Source organism: Herbivorax alkaliphila, from assembly GCF_030848475.1.
Taxonomy (GTDB): domain Bacteria; phylum Bacillota; class Clostridia; order Acetivibrionales; family Acetivibrionaceae; genus Herbivorax.
This window is the reverse complement of the sequence record NZ_JAVDDS010000009.1, coordinates 44,304-57,737: the sequence shown is the minus strand read 5'-3', so window position 1 is coordinate 57,737 and position 13,434 is coordinate 44,304. Positions and strand designations below refer to the sequence as shown.

The window sequence follows — 13,434 nt, the reverse complement described above, 5'->3', positions numbered from 1 at the left end:
AGAAACTGTTAAGTTATCGGAAATTTATCCTTGAGAATAGGGCATTTCAACAATTTATACCTGCTAAATATCCTGTTGAAAAGGCAATAGTTAGATTAAACCCTCCAGTATACGCATCTAAATCGATAATTTCTCCTGCAAAAAAAAGTCCCTCTATTAGTTTAGATTCCATTGTAGATGGATTAATTTCGTCTATGCATACGCCGCCTGAGGTTACAATTGCTTCTTTTAGTGGTCTTGATCCATTAATTGTTAAACTAAAGTTTTTTAAAAGTTCTACAAGAGATGTTCTCTCTTCCCGTGTAATTTGATTTACAGTCTTTGAAGGGTTTATATTTGAAAGACTTATAATTACAGGAATTAGTTTTTGTGGTAGAAGATCATCTAAGGCATTTTTAAATTGCTTTTTGGAAAACTTTAAAAAGTCCCTTTGAATTCTTTCATTTAATTTCTCTTTAGTCAGCCCTGGCTTTAAGTCTATTAACAGTGTAACATTTCTATAGTTATAATCTAGCATATGTCTACTTGAACTCAGTATTACAGGACCTGAAACTCCAAAATGTGTAAAAATCATTTCTCCAAAATCACTATATATTTTTTTGCCATTCTTATTTAGAAGTGATATTGAAATGTTTTTTAAAGACAGTCCTTGCAAATCTTTAACCCATGTTTCTTTAGTAATTAAAGGTACCAAGGAGGGTTTTAATTTGTTTATAGTGTGACCTAACTTTTCAGCCATTTTATAACCATCTCCCGTTGAGCCGGTTCCAGGATAAGAGGCACCTCCAGTTGTTAAAACAACCTTATCCCCCATAAGCTTTCTGCCGCTTTTCAATACCACACCTTTTACCTTTTTATTCTCTACTAATATTCTTTCAACAGGAGAATTTAACCACAAATTCACTTTTTTATCCTTTAAAAAAGCGTTTAATGTATCAACAACGTCTTTTGCTTTATCTGAAACAGGAAATACTCTTCCCCCTCTTTCTACTTTTGTTTTAAGACCATGTTTATTAAAGAAATCTATCAAATCAGAGTTTGAAAATGTATAGAAAGCTGAATACAAAAAACACCCATTTCCAGGAGTGTTTTCAATAAGTCCCTCTATATCAGTGTTATTTGTTATATTGCACCTGCCCTTGCCTGATATTAGTATTTTTTTACCTGTTTCATTATTTTTTTCAACAAGAATTACATCATTACCCTTTTCAGAAGCTTTTCCTGCGGCCATTATGCCTGCTGGTCCAGCACCTATTACTATAACTTTCTTTGCCATTTTTTAATCTCCATAAGTATATTTTTTATAAATTTTTATCATTTTTTTCATAGACCCCATATTCACACCATATTTTTTCTAAATTTTCAAAAACATCATAAACGTAATCTTTCCTGCGCATAGCAATTGCAAGAATTAGAGCATTTACAACACTAAAAGGTGCCACAAGTGAATCCACAAATGATGCCATATCGCTTCTAGCGGTGAGAGCAAGGTCTGAGTTTTCCGCCAATGGTGAATCATTGCTGTCTGTGATAGCTATAACTTTTGAACCTTGCTTTTTTGCATATTTCATTGCGTTTATGGTTCTTAATGAATATCTGGGAAAACTTATGCCTATCATTACATCACCTTTGGATGCATAAATTATTTGCTCAAACATTTCACTTACACTGGTAGTATGCACAAGTCTTACATTATTAAATATAAGGTTAAAATAAAATCCTAAAAAACTTGCCAGTGGTGCAGAACTTCTCACTCCAAGTATATATATTTTTTTTGCATTTAAAATACTTTCAACTATATTATCAAAAATCTTAGAATCAATTTCTTCTAATGTAATTTTTATCTTGTCCATATCTGATAAAAGAACACTTTTTAATATGTTACTGTCTTTTATTCTATCAGACGATACCTCCATTCTTTGAATAGAGGTTAGTTTACTCTTAATTAATTTTCTTAATTCTTTTTGAAGTTGAGGGTATCCATCATAACCAATTTCATTTGCAAACCTGACTACTGTTGATTCGCTTACACCTACTTCATCGCCAAGTTTTGCAGCAGTCATAAAGGCAGCTTTGTCATAGCGGTTGATAATAAAATTTGCTATTAATTTTTGTCCTTTACTAAACCCTTTCATACTATCTTCAATTACAGATATTAAGTCGTAATTTTTCGTTTCCATTTTTAATCCCCTTATTTATCTTTTGAATTTATACTGTTGTTCAAAAATTATTATTGTCAATATTATATTACATTTTAAATAGACAAAAATCAAGCACTTTTATCTTATTCTAAGACTCCACCTTTATAAGGTGGAGTTGTTCTTATAAATTTTCAGGTGGATTAGAGTCTCCACGTGAAAATTTGGTGTTTAGCTTTAGCTAAACGAGTTTACTTACATGCACTCGATATAGATTGAGTAAAAAAAGACAAAAAAAGGGGCGTTTAGCCCCCTTTTTTAATTATCTTCAACTGGAAAACTATCTATATATGCAAGCAAATATCTTCTTAATATAAATAAGTCTGTAGAGTCAATAGAACCGTCTCCATTTAAGTCCGCAGCTTCTTTTGGAGCAGGAAAGTCATCAATAACCTCAAGTAAATATCTTGTAAGTATTGTATAATCCGTTGAATCTATTATACCATCACCGTTTAAATCCCCGTATGAAATTGGTTCAGGCTCAGGTACAAATGGAGGAGGATCAATTGGATCAGAAACCAACTCATCTGTTTTAACAGTTATTGTTTCTGTTTTTCCTGAATTTATAATGTCTCGTGAAGATCTGCCTTGAATTACAGGTCCTTGTGCTGTATACTCACCAGGGCTGACAACCCTTGCAAGATACTCAATATATGGTAGGTTACGCCAATAGGAGCTGTTGTGAATATAATAAGTAACTTTTTGTCCTTCTGTATTCCACATTGATCTATAAGGTTTTAATCCTGAAGGAAGATAATCTGTTATTTCATAAGAGCCATCAAAGGCAGTATCACTAATATCCCACTCAAGGCGTACTCTTATAATATCTCCTTGTTGCAATGTGTTTGAATCTAAAGGTGTACCATTTTCAAAATGGTATGAACGACTAATGGAAATATCATCACTTGTATCTTTTATATCAAAAACATTTTCTTTGAAAATAGACACCAAAGAAACATCACCTTTTACATCAGTTACTTCAAAGTTTTCAAATTGATGTGGAAGTAGTCTTAATGAAAAGCTTCTGCCATTATTTAAATCTACTTTATGTTCTTCATCTTCATAGCTGTATGTAAATTCTGTATCCTCATCACAAAGATTATTTATGTTTTCAGAAATAAAAAGGAGTTTTTCAGTAAATATTAATATGTCACGTGTAAAGTTAGTTGTACAGTACTTATATAAACCTTCTTTTTCCGGCTTATCAAGTAATGCTGAGAGGTATGCACAAAGAGAAGTAGCTTCTAGCATACTATCTTTAGTAGAATTAGTGTTCACTCTATAATATGGCGTGTATTTTTCTATGTATTGAGATATTCTTTCATCATATATCTTTTCTGCCTTTGAGTAATCACCAAGCTCATAGTATGAAAGAGCCAGATAAATAGCATCCATTATGCTTAAATTGTCAATATTTTTAGCTTCATTAAGTTCTAATAAAACAGGTTCTCCTAGTGCAGAGAGTCCGTATAACGCCTTTATTCTACTATCATTATCATCAAGTTTTCTGTTGAAATAAGTTCTTAATCGGCTGGTGTCAGCTATATCCTTTGCAAAAGTTACCATCTTTGCAGTTAAGTCAATGTCGCTTTCAGAATAAGGAAGCAGGGATAGGCCACCATCAGGTTTTTGGTAATCTGAAATGTCTGGCTGCTCTAAAGGTTGGATATGTGTACTGTCACTAAAATGCTCGTCTAAAAGTTCTGATGCTAAATATCTTGATGTAATTTGATCTATTCTGTTTCCGTAAGAATTATATAAGCTTAATAAATTCCAAAAATACATACCTTTGCTCTTGTCTTGGAATACAAGATTTGTATATCCCTCTTCTCCTATCGTTATGTCCATTCCAGGTGAAGCTTCAAAGAATTCAGATTTTTCAATTTGATAGTATGAATCAACTACATTTATAGAATGTAAAACAGCATCGGAAAAACCACTTTCAGTATATGCTCTAATTATTAAATCGTAATATCCTTCTTCAAAAGTCCACAGTGGTATATTTACTCTTTCAAAAGCATTTCCACTAACGGTAACTTTTGTATCAGGATCATCTTTATCATATACTTCAAAATACACATCTTCATCTTCTGTAAGGCCTGTGCCATAAGCATTTACAGCCATTACAGGAGTATCACCTGCCATGTAAGATGAATTAAAGCTGTAGTTTATAAAAAATGGCAGTGTTACTATCATGTTTGTGGTTTCACTTCCTCCGTAGAGATCTTTTGATATTGCAGATAGAGTTATTCTCCATGAAGTAACATTGTCAGGTAGTTTAAAACTTACATTCCCTTTTCCGCTGTCATCAGTTTCTATGCTTACAAAGTTTGCAGTATCTCTAAAATCAGATCTTATATCAGATTCACCGCCGCTGTCAAGCTCACTTTCTAGTGCATCATCAAAACCTGGAGGCATAATACCGCCTCGACCCCAAAAGTCTTCAGCTGTTGTATGAGATTTTTTATCAAAATATATTCCCGAACCAACATTTGCAAATAGGTCATTTAGAACATTTATGTTTTGATCCTTTAAACTGAAAAAAGCTTCGTCAACAATACTTGCATTTACAGTTGATTTGACAGGATTTCCATCGGTGTCTGTCACATTTACATTTAAGTTTACAGTTTCTCCTGGTTTATAAGAATCTTTATCTGTTTCTCCTTCAATAATGAGATTTTTTTCTTCTATCTCATAGTTGATTCTTTTGCTCTTTGCAACATATGACCTACCTGTAAAATAAACTGCTGTTACATGAACATTTGGCATATACTCTTTAATAAATTCAAAAGTATGTGTTGAAGAATTGGATGTCTCATAATCTACCATTCCATTTTGTGATAGAATATAAACATAATCCCCCTCAGGAAGATTTTCGTTTCCAAAAGTATACTGAAGCTCTACATCTTCACCAATCCTATAATTATCTTTATCACTGTCTAAACTGTATCTATCATGGTTGTTATATCCAGAATAGTCAATGCGTTTTCCTATATAGATAGAATAAGACATGTCTCTTCCTGAATTATCCACACAATTTATTTCAGCAGTATAATATGAATCTTTAATTTCTGGAGCGTCAAAGATATATTGAGCTTGTCCGTCTTGATCTGTAGTCATTGAGAAATCTTCTATTGGAGAAGTTTCAAGATTGTACCTGTATGTATCATAAGTAACTTTATTAATTCTATCATAATGTGTTCCAGTCTTTTCTCTAACCCAGGTATTTTTGTATATAGTACCTGTTATTTGTTTGTTTTCTACAGTATCACCTAAATAGTCTCTAGAATGCTCTGCTGTTCCATCATTTAAGCGATCAAGTACAATTTCATGAACTGTAGCATTAATGTATCCCTTTTCATCTTTAATTTCTCCACTTCTTTTTACATCAATATCATTGACAAAAACCATAACTGAATTTGAGGCGTTAATTTCACCTGTTTCAGGAAGAAGTGCCCTAGCGGTTATTGGAATTGTATATATTCCCTGAATATCTCTTGTTACCTCTGGGACATATTTTATATTTAATTTACCAGAGGTATCTGTAACATCATTTTCATTTATATTTGCACCTGTCAATGATCTAGTTGAAATTGTATAACTTGTATCTAGATTTGATACACCTGTACCTTCAAAAAATTCTGCACTAAGGTTAAAATTAACCTCATCTCCAATAAATGCTGCAACTTTATCTTTATCAATCTCCATCTTATAAGATGGTTTTACATAGTCTTGTACTTCAATGTTGCTGGTTGTAATAACTGAATTACCTTTCTTTAGTCTAATTGTATAATAGCCTCTAGGCAAATTGGGAAGCTCAATTTCTTCTTCATAAAAGTTGTTGTTTACACTTATACTTTCATTTAAGATAGGTAAATTATTATTTCCTGTCCAGTGGTAATAGCCTTGGGATATTTCTAGAGTAAGATAATCTATATTTTCATCTTCATATCTATTTTTTATAAAGCCCCATACGTTTATGGTATCATCAGGCTTGTACATTCCTCTGTCTGTAAAGAAATATCTCCAATAATCATTACTGCTTCCATCACTGAAAGAGCTTGTATCTAAAAGAGATTTTTTGCCATCTGAAGTTGTTACAGTCATAAACTGCTTATTATAAGTATAATTTGATCCATAATAATATCTAGGATAAAAATAGTTATCATTATTGGGTTCTCCTCTTTTGATATCATCAATTAATTCTGAATCAAAAGTGGCAATCCCCTTATTATCTGTAATAAAAGTGTCATCAGAGTATGTAAAATTAATTTCTGCATCTGTTAAAGGTTGGCTTGACTGCATATCATTGAGCCATACCAAGGTATCTGATGAAGTCTTTGTTATATAAATGCTTGTATCTGTTACCTGTATAAATTTCTGTGTTCTTGTACCTTCACAATAACTATCTAGAATATAATAGCCTGTTGGAAGTTTTGGGGGGATTTTAATAGTTGCAGTTCCTGATAAAGATTCATCTTCATTAAGTACCTGATCAAATTCAAAAACTTTATCTAATTCATCAACGGGTACAAAATTATTGCTGTAGTTTATTTGTGCCCATTCTGGAAACTTGTTTCTGATTAAGATTGCTTCGTGAAAGGATTCAAAATCATTATAAGCGTAGATGCTTGTATTAAGATTTAGTGGTGCAGATCCATCTGGAAGATTTCTAAAACTATATTGTAAAGAGATTTCAATTTCATCTTCAGAAGAAAAATCAGTAATCTGACCAATATAATTTACTGATAGTGTTGGTTCTTCCGGTTGAGATGGTTCTTGCTCGGATCTTGTTTCAAATGAAAAGATATAATCTTCATCTATCACTCTATCTGTACCGTTAATTTTTATACCTTCTTTTATTTTAACTGTGTAAAGTGTTTCATATTCAAGTTCATCCGGTACAAATACAGCCGTTTTATCATATGTTTCAAATTTTCCTGAGACATCTGGCGTGATTTCAAAGTGATTTTTAATATTGCTAAAATTGTCGTGGCTAAAATTAATTTCTATTCCTGAATTGACAGGCACGCCAATGGATTCATTTCCAGGAAGCGAACCAGTGATGCAAAATTCAGTTTGAGTTTGAAAAACCCAGGTGGTCTCAACATCTGTACTCATTCTAAAAGTATAAATGCTATTTTCCATAAGCGGTCTTGAAAGGTTTATACTGAAAAAATTTTTATCCAGCTCTTCAATAATAGGATCTGGCTCACCATCAATTGAAAAAGCTTCTTTCACCTGCTCTAATGAAAAATCTTCTTCTGTTTCAAGTAAAAATTCAGTGTCAACAGAGATACCAGTAGAGTCAGAATTTGAAGCTACCAAGCGAAAGCCATTACGTGGATATGCACTTGCACCTAATCCAAATCCTGGAATGCAAATTACCAGTAAAATAGATGAAATAACTAATAAGGAAATTATTCTTTTAGGCATTTTTTCTCCCCCTTTTTTCTTTTAATTTAATTATACAATATATTAGGACGATATAAAAAGAAAAAAGTTCCTATTTTAATAAAAATTTTTGAAAATTTTATTAAAAATTAAAGGCAATATATTCTGTACAGATTCACCATATCATTATATAATAAAATTAAGAAAAGAAAGTAAAGAGGGGCTAACCTCTAAGCTTTTAAAATATATTTTAATATTAAGAAATGCAAGAAGTAATGCCCTATTCTCAAAGACAAAACTCCAATGATTTAACGGGTTTTAGGCTATGAGAACCGGATGTTATTTCTTAGTCATTATTAAATTTAAAAAAGGAGAGTAAATTCTATGGCAAAAAAAAGGGGTGTAATTTTACACAAAAAACTGACATTGTTAATTGCATTTGTACTATTGACATCATTGATACTGCCTTCTTTTGTGATGCAGTCAGAAATTTTTGCAAATTCTTCGCCGCGAGCTGGGGACTCACATTATAATTATGGTGAGGCATTGCAAAAATCACTTTTGTTTTACAAGGCAAATCGACTTGGTGACATTCCAGACGATTATATCTTGCCTTACAGAAGCAAATCTGCTATGACAGATGGTGAAGACGTAGGTCTTGACCTGACAGGAGGCTGGGCTGATGCTGGTGATGGAATTAAGTTTACACATACCATTTCCTACACTGCAAGTCAATTGGGATGGGCTGTATATGAGTTTCGTGAAGCATTTGAAAATTCTGGATTGTTAGAAGATATTCTTGATGAAATTAAATGGGGTACAGATTATTTGATAAAATGTAATCCAGAACCTGATGTGCTTTATTACTTAAGTGGACATGGTGAATCTGACCATTCTGTATGGATTCCACATGAACTTTTAGAATACAGAACTGATAGAAGTTCATTTAGATTAGATCCTGAAACACCAGGGTCTGATGTTGCAGGTATGGCTGCTGCTGCATTGACTATAGCTTCTTTGATATTTGAAGAGACAGATCCTGAATATGCAGAAAAATGTCTTATGCATGCAGAGAGAATATTTGATTTTGGCTATACATATCAGGGAAGAAATCCTTTAGATATATTGTATCCTTCCGGTGGATACGTAGATGACCTTGCCTGGGGTGCTACTTGGCTTCATATAAAAACAGGAGAAGATCATTACCTTGATAAAGCTATTTCAGTTATGCCTGTTGATACAATAGGTGGATACCATACTCACTGCTGGGATGATGTAAGTTATGGTACAGCAATGAAAATAGCACAGATTACCGGAGATGAAGAGTATGTATATATGGTTGAAAGAAATCTGGATTTTTTCCTTCCAGGAGGAGGTATAACATATAGTCCAGGTGGTTTGGCATGGTTAGATCAATGGGGGTCTTTGCGTTATGCTACTACAGCTGCATTTTTAGCTTTTGTATGGTCTGAAGATGAAACTGTTGGAACATTATCTAAAAAAGATGACTATAGGGAATTTGCAGAAAGACAAATTAACTATGCTTTAGGTGATAATCCACGTGGTGGAAGTTATATGGTGGGATTTGGAGAAGATTCTCCTAAACACCCTCACCACAGAACTGCACATAGCTCATGGGTTAGTATGACTGAGGTTCCAGAATTTAATCGCCATATACTATATGGTGCATTAGTAGGAGGACCGGATGCAGATGATCACTGGGTAGATGACATTGACGATTACATTATGAATGAGGTTGCAATAGATTATAATGCAGGTTTTGTAGGTGCCCTAGCAAAAATGTATGACCTGTATGGAGGCGATTTATTGGAAGACTGGCCTCAACCAGAGGATTTTATAGCACCTGAAGATGATTTGGAAGAATACTTTGTGAGAGCATGGAGAATGTTTGAGGGAGATGGAACGGTAAATGTGCTTTTTCAGGTTAACAATCGTTCAGCTAGGCCGCCAACAATGAAAGATACACTATCAGCACGATACTTTATGGACTTAACAGAAGTGTTTGAAGCCGGCTATGATATAGATGCTGTAGAACTTGAACTTGGTTCACATGAAGGTGCAACACTTCACGGATTGGAGCATCATGCTGATAACATATACTACTTTACAGTTGATTTTACAGGTACAAAAATTATGCCTGCTGAGTGGACGCTTTGTCAAAAGGAAGCTAATGTATCAATTTCATATAGAGATGGTGTTGGCACTCATGAAAATGACTGGTCATATCCTGGAATACATGATGATCCTGATTATTGTAATATCTCTTTTGACGGTATGACTCCGTTAATTCCAATATATGATGAGGGTGTACTTCTGTGGGGAGAAGAGCCTCCAGGTGGGGAAACAACTCCTGACCCAGAACCAACTCCAGAGCCAGACATTTTATATGGTGATTTAAACGGTGATGGTGTGGTGGATTCTTCTGACTACATACTGCTTAGCAGAATTGTCTTAGAAATTCCAGTTCCAGAAGATGTTGACTTAGAAGTTGCTGACTTAAATGGTGATGGCATAATAGATTCAACAGATACAGTTATTCTAAGTAGATATATACTTGAGATAATTGATGAGTTGCCACATAATTAATTTTTTATAACCAAGAAATGCATTAGAAGTTACTACAACTGAATTATAATATAAGCTCCACCTGCTATAGGTGGAGCTTTATAATAACGACAGATTTATCTTAATCTAAGACTCCATCTTCTATAAGGTGGAGTTCCTCTTATAAATTTTTAGGTGGAGTTGAGTCTCCATCTGAGGTCTGAATGTTTAGCTTTAACTAAACGAGTTCACTTTACATTGAAATCGGATTAATAATATTTGCAAGAATAATCATTAATATTGAAAACAATACAAAACCTGATGTTACCCAATAAATAACTTTATCCTCATTCATAGATGTCATTTCATTTAGACCTATATATGTAAGTACAATGGAAAAAACAATAGCTCCAGATAGTATAATAGTTAAAGCAGAAGATATAAGCAACCCAATTATAAGAACGGCAGTTGCTATAATTAATGGAATAGATGATACACCTGTAATTGTTACAAGAGACTTAAAATCTAAGTCAATTTTAAAAAGTTTTGATGTAATTAAAAATGAAACAGGCAAAAGTAAAAATGATGCAAAATAAAAAGCTAATGACCTAAAATATATACTAAAATAAGGTATATCTTGTGGGCGTCCAAGCATACGTCCTCCAAGACCTAAAATAGAGTTAGTAAATTGGTTGAAAATGATAACAATTATAAAAGCAAATAATATTGATTGTAGCCCACCAAAGAATAATCCTTTTTTAAAATCAGGATTATTGGCTGTATGCTTCATTGTGCTCGAAGGATTTTTGATAAGTACAGTTGAAAATCCAAATATTTTTTTTAGATAATTTGAAGTATTATCCATTACTTCTTTTGCCTTTTCAGACGAAAAGCCTTCTTTTTTTTTAGATTGATTCTGCTTGTCATTTTGTTTGGTATCATTTTCGTTAGATTGATTCTGCTTGTCATTTTGTTTGGTATCATTTTCGTTAGATTGATTCTGCTTGTCACTTTGTTTGGCATCATTTTCGTTAGATTGATTTTGTTTGTCATTTTGTTTAGCATCATTTTCTTTAGATTGAGAGTCGTTACTATTATCTGTATTTTCCGTATCTTGGCTTTGTTGATCTAGTTTTTTAGACTCGTTTGTTTCTTTGCAGGTACAACTTTCTTCATCATTTAAAGGTTTCCCACATTCACTACAATACTTTGACATGTCTTGACCTCCTTAAAAATAAAAACAATATCATTCATTTATTTGTCAATATAAGAATATCAGCTAGAAAACATTTTTGTCAATTAAAATTTATATATAATCTAAAAATATGAAAAAGGTATTTTGCATTAAGTTATATAACCTGTTAATGCAAAAAGAGATAATTAAAACATAAAGAGCACCTCAAAGCATAGCTCCGAGGTGTTCTTTGCAATTTTTTTAAATAGGATGTACCTTATTTTCATAGTCAACCATATCAGGATCAATATTATATTTTTGAGCTTTTCTATATTCAAAATATTTTTTTGCAACAGGAGGAAATAGTGCATATGACAAAATATCTTCATCCTGTTCTAAATACTCTTTCATTTCACTTTTTATCTTTTTAAGCTCAGGTTTTATATGATCTGCAGGTCGAGAAGTAATAGGTTTTTCACCCTTTAAAATCTTTTTTCTAAACTCAGCATCTATAGGTGCCGGTGTCTTACCATATTCACCTTTTACAAGTGCCTTTGATTCTTTTGGAACCATTTTGTATCTTTCACCCATTACTACATTTAATACAGCCTGTGTACCTACTATCTGACTGGTAGGTGTCACAAGAGGAGGATAACCAAAGTCTTTTCGTACCTTTGGTATTTCTTTTAAAACCTCATCATATTTGTCAAGAGCATTAGACTGCTTAAGTTGGGATACAAGGTTTGAAAGCATTCCACCAGGAACCTGATATATTAAAGTGTTCACATCTACACCCATTACTTTTGCGTCTAAAAGTCCATTTTCCAAGTATTTCTCTCTTAAAGGCTTAAAGTATTCTGCAATTTCATTTAGTTTATTTAAATCAAATCCTGTATCATGCTTTGAATCTTTTAATGTTGCCACAAGTGATTCAGTTGGTGGTTGGGATGTACCAAGTGCAAAAGGTGATATTGCACAATCTACTACATCACACCCTGCTTCTATTGCCTTTAAATATGTCATTGATGCAACTCCACTTGTGGAGTGAGTATGAATCTGTATAGGAACCTTTATACTTTCCTTTAAGGCTTTCACAAGCTCATAGGCTGCATAGGGAACCATCAAACCTGCCATATCTTTTATGCATATAGAATCTGCACCCATATTCACAAGTGCTTTTGCGTCTTTTACAAAAAGTTTCAAACTGTGAACAGGGCTTGTTGTATAACATACTGTACCCTGAGCATGCCCACCTTCTTTTTTGCAGGCTTTAATGGCAGTTTCAATATTTCTCACATCATTTAATGCATCAAAAATTCTTACTATATCAATTCCATTTGCAACTGCCTTTTGAACAAAATACTGTACAACATCATCTGCATAATGCTTATATCCTAAAAGGTTTTGACCTCTTAAAAGCATTTGAAGCTTTGTTTTTTTTACGTGTTTTCTAATTGTCCTTATTCTTTCCCAAGGATCTTCATTTAAAAACCTTAAGCAGGAATCAAATGTTGCTCCTCCCCAAGCTTCTAATGAATGATATCCTATATCATCAAGTTTTTCTAATATGGGAGACATTTCATCAACTTTCATACGCGTGGCAATTAGTGATTGATGAGCATCCCTTAAAATAGTTTCAGTTATTTTAGCCATTTTTTTTACCTCCTTATTTATTCTTACCCCTTATTTACAAAACAAAAACATAATTAATTTAGGGTAAGCAACACATCTCCTGAATTGACGGAGGCACCATCAGATACATCTACAGAGGCAACTGTACCATCTTGTGGAGATTGAATTTCATTTTCCATTTTCATAGCTTCTAGCACCATAAGCACCTGTCCTTTTTTAATAGAATCTCCAGGATTAACTTTAACAGAAAGAATAGTGCCTGGCATTGGAGCATTAACCTTAACTGAACCTGCACCACCAGCACTCTTCTTTGGAGCATCTACCTTTGGAGCTGGAGCCGAGTCATTTAATGTTACTGCTGGTTCAGAAGAAGCACCGTCTTTTACTTCTTCAACTTCAACTTCATACTGGTTACCATTAACCTTTATTAAAAACTTTTTCATGTTTATCCTCCTTAAAAAACTCGTGTAA

At 33.2% G+C, this 13,434-nt stretch carries 7 protein-coding genes; 1 reads left to right on the top strand and 6 read right to left on the bottom strand.

Translation table 11 applies throughout. The annotated features are described in order from the left end of the window. Window positions 1–46 precede the first annotated feature (46 nt). The 3 genes from RBH29_RS04975 to RBH29_RS04965 form a co-directional block, all read right to left on the bottom strand. Window positions 47–1,276 carry a BaiN/RdsA family NAD(P)/FAD-dependent oxidoreductase gene (locus RBH29_RS04975; protein WP_306695648.1) on the bottom strand — a complete coding sequence of 410 codons (1,230 nt, stop codon included), beginning with the start codon at window positions 1,274–1,276 and terminating at the stop codon, window positions 47–49. 25 nt (window positions 1,277–1,301) lie between these two features. Next, entirely contained in the window at window positions 1,302–2,180 is an 879-nt protein-coding gene (locus tag RBH29_RS04970; protein ID WP_306695646.1) for a MurR/RpiR family transcriptional regulator, read from the bottom strand. Window positions 2,181–2,456: 276 nt separating this feature from the next. Beyond that, on the bottom strand, window positions 2,457–7,634 hold the full coding sequence (locus RBH29_RS04965) for a dockerin type I domain-containing protein (protein WP_306695645.1): 5,178 nt from the start codon (window positions 7,632–7,634) through the stop codon (window positions 2,457–2,459). Between the two features lie 342 nt (window positions 7,635–7,976). On the opposite strand from RBH29_RS04965, the gene RBH29_RS04960 reads away from it, so the two are divergent. Then, window positions 7,977–10,199 (top strand): glycoside hydrolase family 9 protein, encoded by a 2,223-nt coding sequence (locus RBH29_RS04960; RefSeq protein ID WP_306695644.1) that lies wholly within the window; start codon window positions 7,977–7,979, stop codon window positions 10,197–10,199. Between the two features lie 211 nt (window positions 10,200–10,410). On the opposite strand, the gene RBH29_RS04955 is transcribed toward RBH29_RS04960, so the two are convergent. From RBH29_RS04955 to RBH29_RS04945, 3 genes are all read right to left on the bottom strand, one after another. After that, complete coding sequence (locus RBH29_RS04955) at window positions 10,411–11,373, bottom strand: Yip1 family protein (RefSeq protein ID WP_306695642.1); 963 nt, start codon at window positions 11,371–11,373, stop codon at window positions 10,411–10,413. Between the two features lie 219 nt (window positions 11,374–11,592). After that, window positions 11,593–12,984, bottom strand: coding sequence for an oxaloacetate decarboxylase subunit alpha (locus RBH29_RS04950; protein WP_306695641.1), 1,392 nt, complete (start codon window positions 12,982–12,984; stop codon window positions 11,593–11,595). Between the two features lie 53 nt (window positions 12,985–13,037). Next, entirely contained in the window at window positions 13,038–13,406 is a 369-nt protein-coding gene (locus tag RBH29_RS04945; RefSeq protein WP_306695639.1) for a biotin/lipoyl-containing protein, read from the bottom strand. Window positions 13,407–13,434 lie beyond the last annotated feature (28 nt).

Bases quoted from the DNA above. Each gene is read 5' to 3' on its own strand.
- RBH29_RS04975 (WP_306695648.1), bottom strand. From the start codon at position 1,276: ATGGCAAAGAAAGTTATAGTAATAGGTGCTGGACCAGCAGGCATAATG.
- RBH29_RS04970 (WP_306695646.1), bottom strand. From the start codon at position 2,180: ATGGAAACGAAAAATTACGACTTAATATCTGTAATTGAAGATAGTATG.
- RBH29_RS04965 (WP_306695645.1), bottom strand. From the start codon at position 7,634: ATGCCTAAAAGAATAATTTCCTTATTAGTTATTTCATCTATTTTACTG.
- RBH29_RS04960 (WP_306695644.1), top strand. From the start codon at position 7,977: ATGGCAAAAAAAAGGGGTGTAATTTTACACAAAAAACTGACATTGTTA.
- RBH29_RS04955 (WP_306695642.1), bottom strand. From the start codon at position 11,373: ATGTCAAAGTATTGTAGTGAATGTGGGAAACCTTTAAATGATGAAGAA.
- RBH29_RS04950 (WP_306695641.1), bottom strand. From the start codon at position 12,984: ATGGCTAAAATAACTGAAACTATTTTAAGGGATGCTCATCAATCACTA.
- RBH29_RS04945 (WP_306695639.1), bottom strand. From the start codon at position 13,406: ATGAAAAAGTTTTTAATAAAGGTTAATGGTAACCAGTATGAAGTTGAA.